This is a genomic window from Streptomyces sp. SAJ15, from assembly GCF_007595705.1.
Classification (GTDB): Bacteria; Actinomycetota; Actinomycetes; order Streptomycetales; family Streptomycetaceae; genus Streptomyces.
Map to the genome: position 1 here is coordinate 166,231 of NZ_NISY01000001.1, position 18,921 is coordinate 185,151.

Genomic DNA, 18,921 nt, shown 5'->3' on the forward strand with positions numbered 1-18,921 from the left:
CGGCCTGGCCGCACCGTCAGGCGCGGGAGGTCGCCTGGGGGCGCCAGATCCAGGGGGTGGCCGCCGGGGACATGCCGACCACGGCGACATGGGCCTCGTCGCCCGGGAGCAGCGTCGGGGCGCCGACCGGCACCAGATGGCCGGGGGAGCGCAGGGGACGGGTGCCGGGCTTGGTGCCGTAGCGCAGCTGCACCTCGCCGTCCATGGCCCGGCTGAGGAGCAGCAGGGTGTCGCGGCCGCCCGCGCGGACGGTGTGCGCGGTGACCGGCCCGTAGCCCTCGAAGAAGCGCAGCGGGGTCTCGCCCGGGGCGTGCGCGGACAGCACCGTGTGCACGGCGGGCTGGGCGGTGGCGGGGGCGCGGTAGACCACGGCGACGGAGCCGTCGGGGGCCAGCGCCGCCCCGGGCTGGTTGCCGGGGCGCGGCAGACCGGTCAGCGGTCGGGCGAAGACCGGACCGCCGGGGGAGTCCTGGGACCAGTGGTGGACGGTGTCCCGGCCGCCCCCGAAGACGTGGATGCGGCCCTCGCGGTCGACCAGGGCGCTCAGGCCGTCCTGTATCTCGCCGCCGCCCAGGTCCTGCCAGGGCCCCCAGCGGCCGTCGGCCTCCCGTACGCGGGTGGCGATGCCCTTGTCGGCCGTGCGGACGAACAGGTGCACGCGGCCGTCGGGGGTGGCGACGGCGGTGGGCGCGCCGACCCGCCGCCCGCGCGAGGGCAGGAGTTCGGGGGTGCCCAGCGCCCGCCAGGGGCGGAAGGAGCCACCGGGGGCGCGCTGCTCCAGCACCACGATGTCCCGTCGGTTGGGGCCGCCCTGGCCGGCCAGGTCCGTGAAGCGCAGCCCGAAGAGCAGCTGTCGCCCGGCGGTGTCCCTGACCACGTGCAACGCGGGGGCCAGCGGGCCGCCGCCGAGGTTCTCGGGGGCGCCGAAGCGCCCGGTGCCCTTGCCGGTCTCCCGCCAGCGCACGGCCTGGGTGCCCAACACGCCGTAGGCGATGAGTCGCCCGTCGCGGTCGAGCTGCGGAGCGGGCAGCGCTCCGGGGTAGCGGTGGTGGGTGGAGCGCACCCAGCCCTTGCGGTTGACCAGCGGGCGGTTGCCGCCCTGGCTGTAGTCGCCGCAGCCCGCGGTGTTGCCGCACGGCCAGGTGGGGGAGCCGCCGTAGGTGGAGACGACGTGGGCCTTGTTCCGCACGATCTCGATCGGCAGGTTGTGCGGCCAGCGCTGGTTGTAGTAGCCGCGGAAGGCGGTGGTGACGAAGCGCGGGGCGCGGCCGTCCCGGCGGGAGGCGTCGGCCACCCACTGGGAGATCGCCTTCCAGGTGAACAGGGCCACCGGGGTGTGGTCGCGATGGTCGGAGCACCCGGGCTGGTCGTTGTCCCGGGGGTGGGTGGCGTCGTGGATCTGGAAGTCGGGGTCCGGGTCCAGGGTGTGGATCACCGTCGGCCGGAACCGGTCCATCAGCCCGGCGAGCACGTCGACCAGCGCCTCGTGGTCGTAGGTGTCGGAGTCCTGGAGCGGGGAGCCGGTGGCGACCAGCGTGTCCGCCTCGGTGCCCGGGACCTCCCACAGGTCGGGGACGCGGACGCCGTTGTCGGACAGCATGGCGATGTTGAGGAAGACCAGCTGGACCTTCTGCCGCCCGTTGGTCAGGACATTGCTCTCCGCGCGGAGACCGCCGGGCAGCGTCATCACCGAGCGGCGCCAGCGGGTGAACCGGTCCAGGCCCAGCATCTCGGCGTACGCCTGGCGCAGGCCCTGGTGTCGGGCGGAGGAGTAGCCGGGCTTGTCCGGCTTCGGGATGGGGCCGCCGTAGACCCGGTTGATGCCCTTGGCCTCGCCGGCGGTGACGTAGACGCTGACGACGGGCGTGCCCGAGCGCAGGATGTGCTGCGCGTCGGGATTCATGAAGTACAGATCGTCGTCCGGGTGGGCCAGTACCTGGAGCAGGAGGGTGTCGCCGCTGCCGCTGGCGGACCGGAAGGGCTCCGCCGAGTGGGGGTCCACGGACCGCACCGGGGCCGCGGTGGCGGCCTTGCGCCCCTCGGAGCTGCATCCGGCGACCGTGGCCGCGGTCACGGCGGCCAGCGCGCCCAGGGTGCGTCGGCGTGAGAGGGTGTGCCGCGGCGCGGCGTATCGCGGGGAGTCCTCCCCGGAAAGAGCAGCCATCTGGGTGACCCCGTCCCGTCGTGCAGCACTCAGTCCCCGGCTGCTTCAGCGTGATATAGGACGGTCCGGGATCTTCCCAGGTTGCTCTGTGGCGTGATATTGCCGGTCACGAAATGATCAAGACCGTCACGCTGCGGCGAGTTTGACAACCGCCTCCGCGCGGGTACGGTCTTCGGCCACGATTGGCGCGCCTTCCTGCCCGTATGGCACACTGTTCAGGTTGCTCGGTTGAGTGCCGATGCTGCGCGCCTCCCGCCGGGAGGACTGGAAGCGAGTCCCGCAGTACTCGTCGCCTCTTATCAGGGGCGGAAGTACGGGAATCTTCCGGGAAGTGTCAGCGGGGCCCCAGCCAGGCGCCCGGTGGGTGTTCTTCCCCCACGCCCCCTTCGCAGGGAACCTCCCCAGGGAGATTTGCCGGAAGGGGCGCGACACGCCCGACCGCGTGGGTCGGAGAAGGACGCGAACGCATCGGGTCCCAGAGCGTTACGAGAGACAGGACTACGAAGTAGCCATGGCGGGACAGAAGATCCGCATCCGGCTCAAGGCCTACGACCACGAGGTCATCGACTCCTCGGCGAAGAAGATCGTCGAGACGGTGACCCGCACTGGTGCGTCGGTCGCGGGCCCGGTGCCGCTGCCCACTGAGAAGAACGTGTACTGCGTCATCAAGTCGCCGCACAAGTACAAGGACTCGCGCGAGCACTTCGAGATGCGCACGCACAAGCGCCTCATCGACATCCTCGACCCCACCCCGAAGACGGTTGACTCGCTGATGCGCCTCGACCTGCCGGCGGGCGTCGACATCGAGATCAAGCTCTGAGGTGACGCGCGAGATGGCTAAGCAGATCAAGGGCGTCCTGGGCGAGAAGCTCGGCATGACGCAGGTGTGGGACGAGAACAACCGTGTCGTCCCGGTCACCGTCGTCAAGGCCGGTCCCTGCGTCGTGACCCAGGTCCGCACCAACGACGTGGACGGCTACGACGCCGTCCAGATCGCCTTCGGCGAGATCGACCCGCGCAAGGTGAACAAGCCCCTCAAGGGTCACTTCGCCAAGGCGGACGTCACCCCGCGCCGCCACCTGGTGGAGCTGCGTACCGCTGACGCCAGCGAGTACACGCTCGGCCAGGAGGTCACCGCAGAGGTGTTCGAGTCCGGTGTCAAGGTCGACGTGACCGGCACCAGCAAGGGCAAGGGCACCGCCGGTGTCATGAAGCGCCACGGCTTCGCCGGCCTCGGCGCTGGCCACGGCACCCAGCGCAAGCACCGCTCGCCGGGCTCCATCGGTGGCTGCGCCACCCCGGGCCGCGTGTTCAAGGGCCTGCGCATGGCCGGCCGCATGGGCAATGAGCGGGTCACCACCCAGAACCTGACCGTCCACGCCGTTGACGCGGAGAAGGGCCTGCTGCTCATCAAGGGCGCGGTTCCTGGTCCGAACGGCGGCCTCGTCCTGGTCCGTACCGCGGCCAAGGGGGCCTGAGGTAACCGATGAGCACCATTGACATCCTTTCGCCGGCAGGCGACAAGGCCGGGACCGTCGAGCTCCCCGCTGAGCTCTTCGACGCGCAGGTCAGCGTTCCGCTGATCCACCAGGTCGTTGTCGCGCAGCTGGCCGCTGCCCGCCAGGGCACGCACAAGACCAAGACCCGCGGCGAGGTCCGTGGTGGTGGCAAGAAGCCTTACCGCCAGAAGGGCACCGGTCGCGCCCGTCAGGGTTCGACCCGCGCGCCGCAGTTCGCCGGTGGTGGCGTCGTGCACGGTCCCGTGCCGCGTGACTACTCGCAGCGCACCCCGAAGAAGATGAAGGCCGCCGCCCTCCGCGGTGCCCTCTCCGACCGGGCCCGCCACGACCGTATCCACGTCGTGACCGGCGTCGTTGACGGTTCGGCGTCCACCAAGGCCGCCAAGGCCCTGCTGGGCAAGATCAGCGAGCGCAAGAACGTGCTCCTGGTCGCCGAGCGCTCGGACGAGGTCGCGTGGCTGTCGGCCCGCAACCTGCCCCAGGTTCACATCCTGGAGCCGGGCCAGCTGAACACGTACGACGTGCTCGTCTCCGACGACGTGGTCTTCACCAAGGCCGCCTTCGACACCTTCGTCGCTGGCCCCAAGGCCGCTGTGACCGAAGGGAGCGAGGCCTGATGTCTGAGGCCACGATCACCAGCAAGACCTTCTCGGACCCGCGCGACATCCTGGTCAAGCCGGTCGTCTCCGAGAAGAGCTACGCGCTGCTGGACGAGAACAAGTACACGTTCATCGTCGACCCGCGTGCCAACAAGACCCAGATCAAGCAGGCCGTCGAGACGGTCTTCTCGGTCAAGGTCACCGGGGTGAACACGATCAACCGCCAGGGTAAGCGCAAGCGCACCAAGACCGGTTTCGGCAAGCGCAAGGACACCAAGCGCGCCATCGTGACCCTCGCCGAGGGCGACCGTATCGACATCTTCGGCGGCCCGGTCTCCTAACTAGGAGTCCGTGTCGTCCGGAATCGGACGAGGACTGAGAAATGGGTATCCGCAAGTACAAGCCGACGACTCCGGGCCGTCGTGGCGCCAGCGTCGCCGACTTCGTCGAGATCACGCGGTCCACGCCGGAGAAGTCGCTGGTCCGCCCGCTGCACAGCAAGGGCGGTCGTAACAACGCCGGTCGCGTCACTGTTCGCCACCAGGGTGGCGGTCACAAGCGCGCGTACCGCGTCATCGACTTCCGTCGTCACGACAAGGACGGCGTCCCGGCGAAGGTCGCTCACATCGAGTACGACCCGAACCGCACCGCGCGCATCGCGCTGCTGCACTACGCCGACGGCGAGAAGCGCTACATCATCGCGCCGGCCGGTCTGGTGCAGGGCGCTCGGATCGAGAACGGCCCCGGGGCCGACATCAAGCCGGGCAACAACCTGCCGCTGCGCAACATCCCGGTCGGTACGACCATCCACGCCATCGAGCTGCGTCCCGGCGGCGGCGCCAAGTTCGCCCGCTCCGCCGGTGCGTCCGTGCAGCTGCTGGCGAAGGAGGGCGCCTACGCCCACCTGCGTATGCCGTCCGGTGAGGTCCGCCTGGTCGACGTCCGCTGCCGCGCCACCGTTGGCGAGGTCGGCAACGCCGAGCAGTCGAACATCAACTGGGGCAAGGCCGGCCGTATGCGCTGGAAGGGCGTTCGCCCGACCGTCCGCGGTGTGGTCATGAACCCCGTCGACCACCCGCACGGTGGTGGTGAGGGCAAGACCTCCGGTGGTCGCCACCCGGTCTCGCCCTGGGGCAAGAAGGAAGGACGTACTCGCTCGCCGAAGAAGGCCAGCAACAAGTACATCGTCCGCCGCCGCAAGACGAACAAGAAGCGCTAGGAGCGGGTTTAGATGCCGCGCAGTCTCAAGAAGGGGCCCTTCGTCGACGACCACCTGAGCAAGAAGGTGGATGTCCAGAACGAAGCCGGCACCAAGAACGTCATCAAGACCTGGTCCCGCCGCTCGATGATCGTCCCGGCCATGCTCGGCCACACGATCGCGGTGCACGACGGCCGCAAGCACGTCCCGGTGTTCGTCACCGAGTCGATGGTCGGCCACAAGCTCGGCGAGTTCGCGCCGACCCGCACCTTCCGCGGCCATGAGAAGGACGACCGCAAGTCGCGTCGTCGCTGATCTGCGGAATAGCGAAGACGACTATGACTGACACCGAAGGGACAACCATGGAAGCCAGGGCCCAGGCGCGGTACATCCGCGTCACGCCCATGAAGGCCCGCCGCGTGGTGGACCTCATCCGTGGCATGGATGCCACGGAGGCTCAGGCGGTCCTGCGTTTCGCCCCGCAGGCCGCGAGCGTGCCGGTGGGCAAGGTGCTGGACAGCGCCATTGCCAACGCCGCGCACAACTACGACCACACCGACGCCTCCACGCTGTTCATCAGCGAGGCGTACGTCGACGAGGGCCCGACCCTGAAGCGGTTCCGGCCGCGCGCCCAGGGCCGTGCCTACCGGATCCGCAAGCGGACCAGCCACATCACCGTGGTCGTCAGCAGCAAGGAAGGAACCCGGTAATGGGCCAGAAGGTTAACCCGCACGGGTTCCGGCTCGGCATCACCACGGACTTCAAGTCCCGGTGGTACGCCGACAAGCTGTACAAGGACTACGTCAAGGAAGACGTCGCCATCCGTCGGATGATGACGTCCGGCATGGAGCGCGCCGGCATCTCCAAGGTCGAGATCGAGCGCACCCGTGACCGCGTCCGCGTCGACATCCACACCGCCCGGCCGGGCATCGTCATCGGCCGTCGCGGCGCGGAGGCCGACCGTATCCGTGGCGACCTGGAGAAGCTCACCGGCAAGCAGGTCCAGCTGAACATCCTCGAGGTCAAGAACCCCGAGGTCGACGCTCAGCTGGTCGCGCAGGCCGTCGCCGAGCAGCTCTCCTCCCGCGTCTCCTTCCGCCGCGCCATGCGTAAGAGCATGCAGTCGGCCATGAAGGCGGGCGCCAAGGGCATCAAGATCCAGTGTGGTGGCCGTCTCGGCGGCGCCGAGATGTCCCGCTCGGAGTTCTACCGCGAGGGCCGTGTGCCGCTGCACACCCTCCGCGCGAATGTCGAGTACGGCTTCTTCGAGGCCAAGACCACCTTCGGCCGCATCGGCGTCAAGGTGTGGATCTACAAGGGCGACGTGAAGAACATCGCCGAGGTCCGCGCCGAGAACGCCGCCGCCCGCGCCGGCAACCGCCCGTCGCGTGGTGGCAGCGACCGCCCGCAGCGCCGTGGTGGCGAGCGAGGTGGCCGTGGCCGTAAGCCGCAGCAGCAGAACGCCGCCGCCGAGGCCCCCAAGGCCGACGCCGCGTCCGCTGCTCCGGCTGCTGAGAGCACCGGAACGGAGGCCTGACCCCCATGCTGATCCCCCGTAGGGTCAAGCACCGCAAGCAGCACCACCCGAAGCGGTCGGGTATGGCCAAGGGCGGCACGGAGCTGGCGTTCGGCGAGTACGGCATCCAGGCCGTCACCCCGGCGTACGTCACCAACCGGCAGATCGAGGCCGCTCGTATCGCCATGACCCGCCACATCAAGCGTGGCGGCAAGGTCTGGATCAACATCTACCCGGACCGGCCGCTCACGAAGAAGCCGGCCGAGACCCGCATGGGTTCCGGTAAGGGTTCCCCGGAGTGGTGGATCGCGAACGTCAAGCCCGGTCGGGTGATGTTCGAGCTGTCCTACCCGAACGAGAAGACTGCTCGCGAGGCGCTCACCCGCGCCGCGCACAAGCTTCCGATGAAGTGCCGGATCGTTCGGCGCGAGGCAGGTGAGTCGTGATGGCGGCCGGTACCAAGGCGTCCGAGCTGCGCGAGCTGAACAACGAGGACCTCGTTGCCAAGCTTCGTGAGGCCAAGGAGGAGCTGTTCAACCTCCGCTTCCAGGCGGCGACCGGACAGCTCGAGAACCACGGCCGGCTGAAGGCCGTCCGCAAGGACATCGCCCGGATCTACACCCTGATGCGGGAGCGCGAGCTCGGCATCGAGACGGTGGAGAGCGCCTGATGAGCGAGAAGAATGTGACTGAGAAGACCCAGCGCGGTTTCCGCAAGACCCGTGAGGGTCTGGTCGTCAGCGACAAGATGGACAAGACCGTCGTCGTCGCCGTCGAGGACCGCGTCAAGCACGCGCTGTACGGCAAGGTCATCCGCCGTACCAACAAGCTCAAGGCGCACGACGAGCAGAACGCCGCGGGTGTCGGCGACCGCGTCCTCCTCATGGAGACCCGGCCGCTGTCCGCGACGAAGCGCTGGCGCGTCGTCGAGATCCTCGAGAAGGCCAAGTAATTCCTGAAGGCATTCGCCTTCTGGACAGTTCCGCCAGGCTCGGCAGGGGCTTGACACACCAAGCCCCTGCCGGGAACCGGCAGACGATCAGGAGATAGACGTGATCCAGCAGGAGTCGCGACTGCGCGTCGCCGACAACACTGGTGCGAAGGAGATCCTTTGCATCCGTGTTCTCGGCGGTTCCGGTCGCCGCTACGCGGGCATCGGTGACGTCATCGTCGCCACCGTCAAGGACGCGATCCCCGGTGGCAACGTGAAGAAGGGCGACGTCGTCAAGGCCGTCGTCGTGCGCACCGTCAAGGAGCGCCGCCGCCCGGACGGCTCGTACATCCGCTTCGACGAGAACGCGGCCGTCATCCTCAAGAACGATGGCGACCCCCGCGGCACCCGTATCTTCGGCCCCGTGGGCCGTGAGCTGCGCGAGAAGAAGTTCATGAAGATCATCTCGCTCGCGCCGGAGGTGCTGTAACCGATGAAGATCAAGAAGGGCGACCTGGTCCAGGTCATCACCGGTAAGGACAAGGGCAAGCAGGGCAAGGTCATCGAGGCCTACCCCCGCGAGGACCGCGTCCTGGTCGAGGGTGTCAACCGGGTCAAGAAGCACACCAAGGCCGGCCAGACCGCCCGTGGTTCCAAGACCGGCGGCATCATCACGGTCGAGGCCCCGATCCACGTGAGCAACGTTCAGCTCGTGGTGGAGAAGGACGGCAACAAGGTCGTCACCCGCGTCGGGTACCGCTTCGACGAGGACGGCAACAAGATCCGCGTTGCCAAGCGGACCGGTGAGGACATCTGATGACTGCCACCACCAACGCGCCGCGTCTGAAGACGCGCTACCGCGAAGAGATCGCCGGCAAGCTGCGTGAGGAGTTCTCCTACGAGAACGTCATGCAGATCCCGGGTCTGACCAAGATCGTGGTCAACATGGGTGTGGGCGACGCCGCCCGCGACTCCAAGCTGATCGAGGGCGCCATCCGTGACCTCACCACGATCACCGGTCAGAAGCCGGCCGTCACCAAGGCCCGCAAGTCCATCGCGCAGTTCAAGCTGCGTGAGGGCCAGCCGATCGGTGCCCACGTCACCCTCCGCGGTGACCGCATGTGGGAGTTCCTGGACCGCCTGCTGTCGCTCGCGCTGCCGCGCATCCGCGACTTCCGTGGTCTGTCGCCGAAGCAGTTCGACGGCCGGGGCAACTACACCTTCGGTCTCACGGAGCAGGTCATGTTCCACGAGATCGACCAGGACAAGATCGACCGGGTCCGGGGTATGGACATCACCGTGGTGACCACGGCGACCAACGACGACGAGGGCCGGGCCCTGCTTCGTCACCTCGGCTTCCCGTTCAAGGAGAACTGACCGTGGCGAAGAAGGCTCTGATCGCTAAGGCCGCCCGCAAGCCGAAGTTCGGCGTGCGCGCGTACACCCGCTGCCAGCGCTGCGGCCGGCCGCACTCCGTCTACCGCAAGTTCGGCCTCTGCCGCGTGTGCCTTCGTGAGATGGCTCACCGTGGCGAGCTGCCGGGCGTGACCAAGAGCTCCTGGTAACCAGCCCTTTTGGGTTGGTACCGGGCTCTCGGTAAGCAAATGGATGGCGGGCGCTCGTCCTGAATGACCCTGACGCTCACGTAGAGTAGAAGGGTTGGGCGCCCGCCGCCCATGACCGTCTTACTACGCCGTAGGTCCCCGCGCCGCACCCGTCCCCACCTCGTTGGGGGAGAGGGATGGCGCAGATAGGAAACCCCGGCGAGAGAGGCCGAAGGCCATCATGACCATGACCGATCCGATCGCAGACATGCTGACGCGTCTGCGAAACGCGAACTCGGCGTACCACGACTCCGTCGTGATGCCGCACAGCAAGATCAAGTCGCACATCGCGGAGATCCTCCAGCAGGAGGGCTACATCACCGGCTGGAAGGTCGAGGACGCCGAGGTCGGCAAGAACCTCGTCCTCGAGCTGAAGTTCGGCCCGAACCGCGAGCGCTCGATCGCCGGCATCAAGCGGATCTCGAAGCCGGGCCTGCGGGTCTACGCAAAGTCCACCAACCTGCCGAAGGTCCTCGGCGGCCTGGGCGTGGCGATCATCTCCACGTCCCACGGTCTCCTGACCGACAAGCAGGCTCAGAAGAAGGGCGTGGGTGGGGAAGTCCTCGCCTACGTCTGGTAACCCGGGAACGGAGGAAAAGCCATGTCGCGTATTGGACGGCTGCCCATCCAGGTTCCCGCTGGTGTGGACGTCACCATCGATGGCCGTACGGTCGCAGTGAAGGGCCCCAAGGGCACCCTCTCGCACACCGTTGCCGCGCCCATCGAGATCGCCAAGGGTGAGGACAACACTCTCGTTGTCACCCGCCCGAACGATGAGCGTCAGAACAAGGCCCTGCACGGCCTGTCCCGCACGCTGGTGGCGAACATGATCACCGGCGTGACCCAGGGCTACACCAAGGCGCTCGAAATCAGCGGTGTCGGTTACCGCGTCCAGGCCAAGGGCTCCAACCTGGAGTTCTCCCTGGGCTACAGCCACCCGATCGTGGTGGAGGCCCCCGAGGGCATCACCTTCAAGGTGGAGTCCCCGACCAAGCTGAGCGTCGAGGGCATCGACAAGCAGAAGGTCGGCGAGGTCGCCGCGAACATCCGCAAGCTGCGCAAGCCCGACCCGTACAAGGCCAAGGGCGTGAAGTACGCGGGCGAGGTCATCCGCCGCAAGGTCGGAAAGGCTGGTAAGTAAGCCATGGCATACGGTGTGAAGATCGCTAAGGGCGATGCTTACAAGCGTGCTGCCGCCAAGCGTCGCCACATCCGGATCCGCAAGCGGATCTCGGGCACGGCTGAGCGTCCGCGCCTGGTCGTGACGCGCTCCAACCGGGGCATCACCGCCCAGGTCATCGACGACATCAAGGGCCACACCCTGGCGTCGGCGTCGCACCTGGACGCGTCGATCCGCGGTGGCGAGGGCGACAAGAGCGCCCAGGCCAAGCAGGTCGGTTCCCTGGTCGCCGAGCGCGCCAAGGCCGCCGGCGTCGAGGCCGTCGTGTTCGACCGTGGTGGCAACCAGTACGCCGGGCGCATCGCCGCCCTGGCGGACGCCGCCCGCGAGGCCGGGCTGAAGTTCTAAGCCCCGGTTCCGGAGCTAGCGGACAAACGAGAGAGGTAAATCCAATGGCTGGACCCCAGCGCCGCGGTGGCGGCGCCGGTGGCGGCGAGCGGCGGGACCGGAAGGACCGGCGGGACGGCGGCGCAGCTGCCGAGAAGACCGCTTACGTCGAGCGCGTTGTCGCGATCAACCGCGTCGCCAAGGTTGTGAAGGGTGGTCGTCGCTTCAGCTTCACCGCGCTGGTCGTGGTGGGCGACGGTGACGGCACCGTGGGTGTCGGTTACGGCAAGGCCAAGGAGGTGCCGGCCGCCATCGCCAAGGGCGTTGAGGAGGCCAAGAAGCACTTCTTCAAGGTCCCCCGGATCGCCGGCACCATCCCGCACCCGATCCAGGGTGAGGAGGCCGCGGGCGTCGTGCTGCTGAAGCCGGCTTCCCCCGGTACCGGTGTGATCGCCGGTGGCCCGGTGCGCGCCGTGCTGGAGTGCGCGGGCATCCACGACGTGCTGAGCAAGTCGCTCGGTTCGTCGAACCCGATCAACATCGTGCACGCCACGGTGGCCGCTCTTCAGGGCCTGCAGCGCCCCGAGGAGATCGCCGCCCGTCGTGGCCTGCCGCTCGAGGACGTCGCTCCCGCCGCTCTGCTGCGGGCGCGTGCCGGGGTGGGTGCGTAATGGCTCGCCTGAAGGTCACGCAGACGAAGTCGTACATCGGTAGCAAGCAGAACCACCGCGACACCCTGCGTTCGCTCGGCCTGAAGAAGCTGGGCGACGTGGTTGTCAAGGAGGACCGCCCCGAGTTCCGCGGCATGGTGCACACCGTCCGCCACCTCGTGACGGTCGAGGAGGTCGACTGACATGGCGGAGAACAACCCGCTGAAGGTCCACAACCTCCGGCCCGCCCCGGGCGCCAAGACCGCCAAGACCCGTGTCGGTCGTGGTGAGGCGTCCAAGGGTAAGACCGCCGGTCGTGGCACCAAGGGCACCAAGGCCCGCTACCAGGTTCCGCAGCGCTTCGAGGGTGGGCAGATGCCCCTCCACATGCGTCTGCCGAAGCTCAAGGGCTTCAAGAACCCGTTCCGCACCGAGTTCCAGGTCGTGAACCTGGACAAGCTGGCCGCGCTCTACCCGCAGGGTGGCGAGGTCACGGTGGCCGACCTGGTCGCCAAGGGTGCGGTTCGCAAGAACCAGCTCGTCAAGGTGCTCGGCACCGGCGAGATCTCCGTGGCGCTGCAGGTGACGGTTGACGCCGTCTCCGGCTCCGCCAAGGAGAAGATCGCCGCTGCCGGCGGCACCGTCACCGAGCTCGTCTGAGCCCGATGCACAATCGGCCGGGGATGCCCCTGAAATGGGGCATCCCCGGTTGGTCGTTCCAAGGGGGGCGCACTCGCCGGTAAGGTGGCGTGCGTTGTTACCTTCCGCGCGGCATGTCCGCGCGGCTGTTTCCGTATTCGTCGACCCTCAAGACCGTCACCTCTCGCGCTATGCACGCGGGGGGCGCAGGAGGCACCGTGCTCACCGCGTTCGCCCGGGCGTTCAAGACACCCGACCTGCGCAAGAAGCTGCTGTTCACGCTGGGCATCATTCTGTTGTACCGGCTCGGGACACACATCCCGGTCCCGGGTGTCGACTACCAGAGCGTTCAGACGTGCATGGACGAGGCCAAGGCCCAGCAGGGTCTCTTCGGCCTGGTGAACATGTTCAGCGGTGGCGCACTGCTGCAGATCACCGTATTCGCGCTCGGCATCATGCCGTACATCACCGCGAGCATCATCCTGCAGCTGCTGACGGTGGTGATCCCGCGCCTCGAAGCCCTCAAGAAGGAGGGCCAGGCCGGTCAGGCGAAGATCACGCAGTACACCCGCTACCTGACCGTGGCGCTCGCCATCCTGCAGGGCACCGGCCTGGTGGCCACCGCCCGCAGCGGCTCGCTCTTCCCGAACTGCAGCGCCCGCGGCGAGATCGTCCCGGACCAGGCGATCTTCACCACCATCACGATGGTCATCTGCATGACCGCGGGCACCGCGGTCGTCATGTGGCTCGGTGAGCTGATCACCGACCGCGGCATCGGCAACGGCATGTCGATCCTGATGTTCGTCGCCATCGCCTCCGGCTTCCCGGCCTCCCTGTGGCAGATCAAGCAGTCCGGCAAGATCATGGACGGCTGGCTGGAGTTCGGCCTCGTCATCGCCTGCGGTCTGGCCATGGTGGGCCTGGTGGTCTTCGTCGAGCAGGCGCAGCGCCGCATTCCGGTGCAGTACGCGAAGCGCATGATCGGTCGCCGTTCCTACGGTGGCACCTCGACGTACATCCCGATGAAGGTGAACCAGGCGGGTGTGATCCCCGTCATCTTCGCCTCGTCGCTGCTCTACATTCCGGCGCTGATCGTCCAGTTCAGCAACTCCAACGCGGACTGGGCCGTCTGGATTCAGCGCAACTTCGTCAACGGTGACCACCCGATCTACATCGTCACCTACTTCCTGCTGATCGTCTTCTTCGCCTTCTTCTACGTCGCCATCTCCTTCAACCCCGAAGAAGTTGCTGACAACATGAAGAAGTATGGTGGGTTCATCCCGGGAGTCCGGGCTGGTCGCCCCACCGCGGAGTACCTGAGCTATGTGCTGAACCGCATTACGTGGCCCGGCTCGCTCTACCTGGGCTTGATCGCTCTGGTGCCCACCGTGGCGCTGGTGACGCTCAAAGCAAATCAGAACTTCCCGTTCGGTGGCACCAGCATCCTGATCATCGTGGGTGTGGGTCTCGAGACGGTGAAGCAGATCGAGAGCCAGCTTCAGCAGCGACACTACGAAGGGTTCCTCCGCTGATGCGAATCGTCCTCGTCGGGCCTCCTGGGGCTGGCAAGGGTACGCAGGCCGCGTACCTCGCCAAGAACCTGTCTATCCCGCACATCTCCACGGGCGACCTCTTCCGCGCGAACATCAGCCAGGGCACGCCGCTGGGCCAGAAGGCGCAGGAGTACATGCGTGCCGGTCAGCTGGTGCCGGACGAGGTCACCATCGGCATGGCCAAGGACCGCATGGACCAGTCGGACGCCGCGGACGGCTTCCTGCTGGACGGCTTCCCGCGCAACCTGGCCCAGGCCGAGGCGCTGGACCGGATCCTGGCCGAGAACGAGCAGAAGCTCGACGCCGTCCTGGACCTCGAGGTCCCCGAGGACGAGGTGGTCAAGCGGATCGCCGGCCGTCGGATCTGCCGCAACGACAGCAGCCACGTCTTCCACGTCAGCTACAGCCCGCCGGCCGCGGAGGGCGTCTGCGACGCGTGCGGCGGCGAGCTGTACCAGCGCGATGACGACAGCGAGGACACGGTCCGCAAGCGGCTGGAGGTCTACCACAGCGAGACCGAGCCGATCATCGACTTCTACAAGGCCCAGGGCCTGGTCGTGACCATCTCGGCGCTCGGCAAGGTGGCCGAGGTCACCCAGCGCGCGATGGACGCGCTGCCGGGTGGGGCCTCGAACAAGGACGCGTAGCCGGCTCCCGTCACCGGGACCGGTCCCGCGATCGGCGTCAGACCTGTGCGTACGGCGGCCGAAGCCCTGAGGGGTTTCGGCCGCCGTATGGTGTGACGGGTCCGTCGTGGCCGTGGGCGGCCGGGTGGCGCAAGATGGATGCAGTCGTCGTACAGACACGTACAGGTAGAGGAAGGCGTCAGCGGTAATGGTCGAGATCAAGACCCCCGAGCAGATCGTGAAGATGCGCGAGGCGGGGCTGGTCGTCGCGGCCATCCACCGGGCCTGCGCGGAGGCGGCGGTGCCGGGCGCCACCACCAAGGACCTGGACGACGTGGCCCGCAAGGTCATCGCCGACCACGGCGCGAAGTCGAACTTCCTGGGGTACGGCGGCTTCCCCGCCACCATCTGCACCTCGGTGAACGAGGTCGTGGTGCACGGCATCCCGGACACCGAGACCGTCCTCAAGGACGGCGACATCATCTCCATCGACGCCGGGGCCATCGTGGACGGCTGGCACGGGGACGCGGCCTTCACCGCCTTCGTGGGCAGCGGTCACGCACCGGAGCTGGTCGAGCTCAGCCGGGTGACCGAGGAGTCGATGTGGGCGGGCATCGCCGCGGTCCGCAAGGGCAACCGCCTGGTCGACATCTCCCGCGCCATCGAGGGGTACATCCGCCGCCAGCCGCGCCCGGCCGCCGGTGAGCACGGCTCCGGCAAGTTCGGGATCATCGAGGACTACGGCGGGCACGGCATCGGCAGCGAGATGCACATGGACCCGCATCTGCTGAACTACGTCGCCCGCAAGCGCGGCAAGGGCCCGAAGCTGGTGCCCGGCTTCTGCATCGCGATCGAGCCGATGGTCAGCCTCGGCACCGCGAAGACGCATGTGCTCGCCGACGACTGGACCGTCAAGACGGACGACGGCTCCTGGTCCTCGCACTGGGAGCACTCGGTCGCGCTGACCGAGGAGGGCCCGCTGGTGCTCACCGCCGTGGACGGCGGCAAGGCCAAGCTGGCCGAGTACGGCGTCGAGGCCGCGCCCGACCCGCTGGCGTAGCGGTCCGGGGGTGCCGATCGTGGGGGCGCGCGGTGTCCGCGGCGCAACGATCTTTCACTCTCCGACGGCGTATCGATCATGTCCGCCGGGCAGGCTGCCCCGGATTCGTCTTTCTCTCCGGCCTGACGTAGACTGACACGTCGGCTCACGCATGTCTTTCGGCATGCCGAAAGTCGATCAAGGTAGCCGATCCCGAAAGCAGGACATGGCCAAGAAGCAAGGCGCCATCGAAATCGAGGGCACCGTGATCGAGTCTCTGCCGAACGCGATGTTCAAGGTGGAGCTCCAGAACGGTCACAAGGTCCTCGCGCACATCAGCGGCAAGATGCGCATGCACTACATCCGCATCCTGCCCGATGACCGGGTCGTCGTGGAGCTGTCTCCGTACGACCTGACCCGCGGACGGATCGTCTACCGCTACAAGTAGATCTCACGACCCGGAGAGCCTCAGTCCCATGAAGGTCAAGCCGAGCGTCAAGAAGATCTGCGACAAGTGCAAGGTGATCCGCCGCCACGGTCGGGTCATGGTCATCTGCGACAACCTGCGCCACAAGCAGCGCCAGGGCTGACGCACACCGACCTGCACCTCGCAGTTCATCGCGCGACGCATAGCAAACGTTCATACGCAGAGCCCGCCCGGTCACGTCAGTGATTGGCGACACCTCCGGCGGGGGCCGGAGACCTGGACCGTACCTCGTACGGCGGCCAGGAGCGGTTCTGTGGAAGACCCCCGAGTATCAACAGGAGCCAGTCAATGGCACGCGTTTCCGGTGTTGACATCCCGCGCGACAAGCGCGTGGAGGTCGCACTCACTTACGTCTTCGGTATCGGCCGCACCCAGTCGCAGGCGACTCTCGCCGCCACCGGTGTGAACCCGAACACCCGCGTTCGTGACCTGTCCGAGGAGGACCTGGTCAAGATCCGCGAGTACGTGGACGCCAACCTCAAGACCGAGGGTGACCTCCGTCGCGAGATCCAGGCCGACATCCGCCGCAAGGTCGAGATCGGCTGCTACCAGGGCCTCCGCCACCGTCGCGGTCTGCCGGTCCACGGCCAGCGCACCAGCACGAACGCTCGTACCCGCAAGGGCCCGCGTCGCGCGATCGCCGGTAAGAAGAAGCCGGGCAAGAAGTAGTCCACAGCGGACGCTCATCAGCGGTCTTCGCTGTAGGACCGACCACCTCCCTCCTTCAGGAGTAAGACATGCCCCCCAAGGGTCGTCAGGGCGCTGCCAAGAAGGTGCGCCGCAAGGAAAAGAAGAACGTCGCTCACGGCCACGCGCACATCAAGAGCACGTTCAACAACACGATCGTGTCCATCACGGACCCGACCGGCAACGTGATCTCCTGGGCCTCCGCCGGCCACGTCGGCTTCAAGGGCTCGCGCAAGTCCACCCCGTTCGCCGCGCAGATGGCCGCCGAGTCGGCCGCTCGCCGCGCGCAGGAGCACGGCATGCGCAAGGTCGACGTCTTCGTCAAGGGTCCGGGCTCCGGCCGTGAGACCGCGATCCGCTCCCTCCAGGCCACCGGCCTCGAGGTGGGCTCGATCCAGGACGTCACCCCCACCCCGCACAACGGCTGCCGTCCGCCGAAGCGCCGCCGCGTCTGACGCGTCGCGCTCACCCGCGCAGTACGGATACGGGCGGTACGGCTCACCTTCGAGCCGTGCCGCCCGTACCCTCGTCAGTATCAGGGGCGTCAAATAGCGGGCGCCCACGACTGAAGGATCTGATCCACACATGCTGATCGCTCAGCGTCCCTCCCTGACCGAAGAGGTCGTCGACGAGTACCGCTCGCGGTTCGTGATCGAGCCGCTGGAGCCGGGCTTCGGCTACACCCTCGGCAACTCCCTGCGTCGTACGCTCCTCTCCTCGATCCCGGGTGCGGCGGTCACGTCCATCCGCATCGACGGTGTCCTGCACGAGTTCACCACCGTGCCGGGCGTCAAGGAGGACGTCACCGACCTCATCCTCAACATCAAGCAGCTGGTCGTCTCCTCGGAGCACGACGAGCCGGTCGTGATGTACCTGCGCAAGCAGGGCCCCGGCCTGGTCACCGCCGCGGACATCGCCCCGCCGGCCGGTGTCGAGGTGCACAACCCGGACCTGGTCCTCGCCACCCTGAACGGCAAGGGCAAGCTGGAGATGGAGCTGACCGTCGAGCGCGGTCGCGGCTATGTCTCCGCCGTCCAGAACAAGCAGGTGGGCCAGGAGATCGGCCGCATCCCGGTCGACTCCATCTACTCGCCGGTGCTCAAGGTCACCTACAAGGTCGAGGCGACCCGTGTCGAGCAGCGCACCGACTTCGACAAGCTGATCGTCGACGTCGAGACCAAGCAGGCCATGCGCCCGCGCGACGCCATGGCGTCCGCCGGTAAGACCCTGGTCGAGCTGTTCGGTCTGGCCCGCGAGCTGAACGTCGACGCCGAGGGCATCGACATGGGTCCGTCCCCGACGGACGCCGCGCTCGCCGCCGACCTGGCGCTGCCGATCGAGGAGCTGGAGCTCACCGTCCGCTCCTACAACTGCCTCAAGCGCGAGGGCATCCACTCCGTGGGTGAGCTCGTGGCCCGCTCCGAGGCGGACCTGCTCGACATCCGCAACTTCGGTGCGAAGTCGATCGACGAGGTCAAGGCCAAGCTGGCCGGCATGGGCCTGGCCCTCAAGGACAGCCCGCCCGGGTTCGACCCGACCGCTGCCGCCGACGCCTTCGGCGCCGACGACGACGCGGACGCCGGCTTCGTCGAGACCGAGCAGTACTGAGCCATCCGGCTCGCATGACGTCCGGCGGGCATTCGCTCGTCGGTGACTGACACCGGTACCTGGTACGGCCGGTGCAGAGATAGAGGAGAAACACCATGCCGCGTCCCGCCAAGGGAGCCCGTCTGGGCGGCAGCGCCGCGCACGAGCGTCTGCTTCTCGCGAACCTCGCGAAGGCGCTGTTCGAGCACGGCCGCATCACCACGACCGAGGCCAAGGCCCGCCGCCTGCGTCCGGTCGCGGAGAAGCTGATCACCAAGGCGAAGAAGGGCGACATCCACAACCGTCGCCTGGTGCTGCAGACGATCACGGACAAGAGCATCGTGCACACGCTGTTCACCGAGATCGCGCCGCGCTTCGCGGAGCGTCCGGGTGGTTACACCCGTATCACCAAGATCGGCAACCGTCGTGGCGACAACGCCCCGATGGCCGTGATCGAGCTCGTCGAGGGCGAGATCGCCAAGAAGGCGACCGTTGCCGAGGCCGAGGCCGCGACCAAGCGCGCCGTCAAGGAGGCCGACGAGGCCGAGGCCAAGGCGGACCTGACCAAGGACGAGGCCGCCGAGGCCCCGGCCGAGGAGAACAAGGACGCCTGAG

Annotated in this window: 31 protein-coding genes; 30 read left to right on the forward strand and 1 reads right to left on the reverse strand. The window is 67.7% G+C overall.

Annotation, left to right across the window (positions count from 1 at the left end; translation table 11 throughout):
* Positions 1 to 16: 16 nt before the first annotated feature.
* Entirely contained in the window at positions 17 to 2,164 is a 2,148-nt protein-coding gene (locus CD790_RS00760; RefSeq protein ID WP_144380933.1) for a PIG-L family deacetylase, read from the reverse strand.
* Between the two features lie 511 nt (positions 2,165 to 2,675).
* Between CD790_RS00760 and rpsJ the strand changes: the two genes are divergently transcribed.
* From rpsJ to rplQ, 30 genes are all read left to right on the forward strand, one after another.
* Positions 2,676 to 2,984 (forward strand): 30S ribosomal protein S10, encoded by a 309-nt coding sequence (gene rpsJ / locus CD790_RS00765; RefSeq protein WP_003948644.1) that lies wholly within the window; start codon positions 2,676 to 2,678, stop codon positions 2,982 to 2,984.
* Between the two features lie 13 nt (positions 2,985 to 2,997).
* A complete protein-coding gene (rplC, locus tag CD790_RS00770) occupies positions 2,998 to 3,642 on the forward strand; it encodes a 50S ribosomal protein L3 (protein WP_144380934.1) in 645 nt (214 codons plus the stop codon).
* Positions 3,643 to 3,650: 8 nt separating this feature from the next.
* Positions 3,651 to 4,301, forward strand: a complete 651-nt coding sequence (gene rplD, locus CD790_RS00775) for a 50S ribosomal protein L4 (RefSeq protein ID WP_144380936.1) — start codon at positions 3,651 to 3,653, stop codon at positions 4,299 to 4,301.
* On the forward strand, positions 4,301 to 4,624 hold the full coding sequence (gene rplW / locus CD790_RS00780; RefSeq protein WP_144380938.1) for a 50S ribosomal protein L23: 324 nt from the start codon (positions 4,301 to 4,303) through the stop codon (positions 4,622 to 4,624). Before rplD ends, rplW begins: the two co-directional genes overlap by 1 nt.
* Before the next feature lie 41 nt (positions 4,625 to 4,665).
* Positions 4,666 to 5,502 (forward strand): 50S ribosomal protein L2, encoded by an 837-nt coding sequence (rplB, locus tag CD790_RS00785; RefSeq protein WP_144380940.1) that lies wholly within the window; start codon positions 4,666 to 4,668, stop codon positions 5,500 to 5,502.
* A 12-nt stretch (positions 5,503 to 5,514) separates the two neighbouring features.
* The gene (rpsS, locus tag CD790_RS00790; RefSeq protein ID WP_014054167.1) at positions 5,515 to 5,796 is read left to right on the forward strand and encodes a 30S ribosomal protein S19; all 282 of its coding nucleotides are present in this window, start codon (positions 5,515 to 5,517) and stop codon (positions 5,794 to 5,796) included.
* A gap of 47 nt (positions 5,797 to 5,843) precedes the next feature.
* Complete coding sequence (gene rplV, locus CD790_RS00795) at positions 5,844 to 6,191, forward strand: 50S ribosomal protein L22 (RefSeq protein WP_043264895.1); 348 nt, start codon at positions 5,844 to 5,846, stop codon at positions 6,189 to 6,191.
* The gene (gene rpsC, locus CD790_RS00800) at positions 6,191 to 7,018 is read left to right on the forward strand and encodes a 30S ribosomal protein S3 (RefSeq protein WP_144380941.1); all 828 of its coding nucleotides are present in this window, start codon (positions 6,191 to 6,193) and stop codon (positions 7,016 to 7,018) included. Before rplV ends, rpsC begins: the two co-directional genes overlap by 1 nt.
* Positions 7,019 to 7,023: 5 nt before the next feature.
* A complete protein-coding gene (gene rplP, locus CD790_RS00805) occupies positions 7,024 to 7,443 on the forward strand; it encodes a 50S ribosomal protein L16 (protein ID WP_014178774.1) in 420 nt (139 codons plus the stop codon).
* Positions 7,443 to 7,667: a 50S ribosomal protein L29 gene (rpmC, locus tag CD790_RS00810; protein WP_065963002.1), complete on the forward strand. Its 225-nt coding sequence runs from the start codon at positions 7,443 to 7,445 to the stop codon at positions 7,665 to 7,667. The genes rplP and rpmC overlap by 1 nt, the downstream gene beginning before the upstream one ends.
* Positions 7,667 to 7,948, forward strand: coding sequence for a 30S ribosomal protein S17 (gene rpsQ / locus CD790_RS00815; protein ID WP_144380943.1), 282 nt, complete (start codon positions 7,667 to 7,669; stop codon positions 7,946 to 7,948). Before rpmC ends, rpsQ begins: the two co-directional genes overlap by 1 nt.
* 100 nt (positions 7,949 to 8,048) lie before the next feature.
* On the forward strand, positions 8,049 to 8,417 hold the full coding sequence (rplN, locus tag CD790_RS00820; protein ID WP_055718836.1) for a 50S ribosomal protein L14: 369 nt from the start codon (positions 8,049 to 8,051) through the stop codon (positions 8,415 to 8,417).
* Positions 8,418 to 8,420: 3 nt separating this feature from the next.
* Positions 8,421 to 8,744, forward strand: a complete 324-nt coding sequence (gene rplX / locus CD790_RS00825) for a 50S ribosomal protein L24 (RefSeq protein ID WP_144380945.1) — start codon at positions 8,421 to 8,423, stop codon at positions 8,742 to 8,744.
* Positions 8,744 to 9,304: a 50S ribosomal protein L5 gene (rplE, locus tag CD790_RS00830; RefSeq protein ID WP_144380947.1), complete on the forward strand. Its 561-nt coding sequence runs from the start codon at positions 8,744 to 8,746 to the stop codon at positions 9,302 to 9,304. Before rplX ends, rplE begins: the two co-directional genes overlap by 1 nt.
* Before the next feature lie 2 nt (positions 9,305 to 9,306).
* On the forward strand, positions 9,307 to 9,492 hold the full coding sequence (locus CD790_RS00835; protein ID WP_003956452.1) for a type Z 30S ribosomal protein S14: 186 nt from the start codon (positions 9,307 to 9,309) through the stop codon (positions 9,490 to 9,492).
* Between the two features lie 220 nt (positions 9,493 to 9,712).
* On the forward strand, positions 9,713 to 10,111 hold the full coding sequence (gene rpsH / locus CD790_RS00845) for a 30S ribosomal protein S8 (protein ID WP_135338458.1): 399 nt from the start codon (positions 9,713 to 9,715) through the stop codon (positions 10,109 to 10,111).
* Between the two features lie 21 nt (positions 10,112 to 10,132).
* On the forward strand, positions 10,133 to 10,672 hold the full coding sequence (gene rplF / locus CD790_RS00850) for a 50S ribosomal protein L6 (protein WP_144380948.1): 540 nt from the start codon (positions 10,133 to 10,135) through the stop codon (positions 10,670 to 10,672).
* Positions 10,673 to 10,675: 3 nt separating this feature from the next.
* A complete protein-coding gene (gene rplR, locus CD790_RS00855) occupies positions 10,676 to 11,059 on the forward strand; it encodes a 50S ribosomal protein L18 (RefSeq protein ID WP_144380950.1) in 384 nt (127 codons plus the stop codon).
* A gap of 44 nt (positions 11,060 to 11,103) precedes the next feature.
* Complete coding sequence (gene rpsE, locus CD790_RS00860) at positions 11,104 to 11,709, forward strand: 30S ribosomal protein S5 (RefSeq protein WP_144380951.1); 606 nt, start codon at positions 11,104 to 11,106, stop codon at positions 11,707 to 11,709.
* Positions 11,709 to 11,891, forward strand: coding sequence for a 50S ribosomal protein L30 (rpmD, locus tag CD790_RS00865; RefSeq protein WP_144380953.1), 183 nt, complete (start codon positions 11,709 to 11,711; stop codon positions 11,889 to 11,891). Before rpsE ends, rpmD begins: the two co-directional genes overlap by 1 nt.
* A 1-nt stretch (position 11,892) precedes the next feature.
* A complete protein-coding gene (rplO, locus tag CD790_RS00870) occupies positions 11,893 to 12,348 on the forward strand; it encodes a 50S ribosomal protein L15 (protein WP_144380955.1) in 456 nt (151 codons plus the stop codon).
* 197 nt (positions 12,349 to 12,545) lie between these two features.
* Entirely contained in the window at positions 12,546 to 13,859 is a 1,314-nt protein-coding gene (gene secY / locus CD790_RS00875; protein WP_144381824.1) for a preprotein translocase subunit SecY, read from the forward strand.
* On the forward strand, positions 13,859 to 14,527 hold the full coding sequence (locus CD790_RS00880) for an adenylate kinase (protein WP_144380956.1): 669 nt from the start codon (positions 13,859 to 13,861) through the stop codon (positions 14,525 to 14,527). The genes secY and CD790_RS00880 overlap by 1 nt, the downstream gene beginning before the upstream one ends.
* Positions 14,528 to 14,714: 187 nt before the next feature.
* The gene (gene map, locus CD790_RS00885) at positions 14,715 to 15,566 is read left to right on the forward strand and encodes a type I methionyl aminopeptidase (protein ID WP_144380958.1); all 852 of its coding nucleotides are present in this window, start codon (positions 14,715 to 14,717) and stop codon (positions 15,564 to 15,566) included.
* A 205-nt stretch (positions 15,567 to 15,771) separates the two neighbouring features.
* Positions 15,772 to 15,993, forward strand: coding sequence for a translation initiation factor IF-1 (infA, locus tag CD790_RS00890; RefSeq protein WP_003956442.1), 222 nt, complete (start codon positions 15,772 to 15,774; stop codon positions 15,991 to 15,993).
* 28 nt (positions 15,994 to 16,021) lie between these two features.
* A complete protein-coding gene (gene rpmJ, locus CD790_RS00895; RefSeq protein ID WP_003956441.1) occupies positions 16,022 to 16,135 on the forward strand; it encodes a 50S ribosomal protein L36 in 114 nt (37 codons plus the stop codon).
* Positions 16,136 to 16,320: 185 nt separating this feature from the next.
* Entirely contained in the window at positions 16,321 to 16,701 is a 381-nt protein-coding gene (gene rpsM / locus CD790_RS00900) for a 30S ribosomal protein S13 (RefSeq protein WP_144380960.1), read from the forward strand.
* A 68-nt stretch (positions 16,702 to 16,769) separates the two neighbouring features.
* Positions 16,770 to 17,174 carry a 30S ribosomal protein S11 gene (rpsK, locus tag CD790_RS00905; protein WP_003948617.1) on the forward strand — a complete coding sequence of 135 codons (405 nt, stop codon included), beginning with the start codon at positions 16,770 to 16,772 and terminating at the stop codon, positions 17,172 to 17,174.
* Positions 17,175 to 17,304: 130 nt separating this feature from the next.
* On the forward strand, positions 17,305 to 18,327 hold the full coding sequence (locus tag CD790_RS00910; protein WP_144380962.1) for a DNA-directed RNA polymerase subunit alpha: 1,023 nt from the start codon (positions 17,305 to 17,307) through the stop codon (positions 18,325 to 18,327).
* 95 nt (positions 18,328 to 18,422) lie between these two features.
* Complete coding sequence (rplQ, locus tag CD790_RS00915) at positions 18,423 to 18,920, forward strand: 50S ribosomal protein L17 (protein WP_144380963.1); 498 nt, start codon at positions 18,423 to 18,425, stop codon at positions 18,918 to 18,920.
* Position 18,921: the final 1 nt, after the last annotated feature.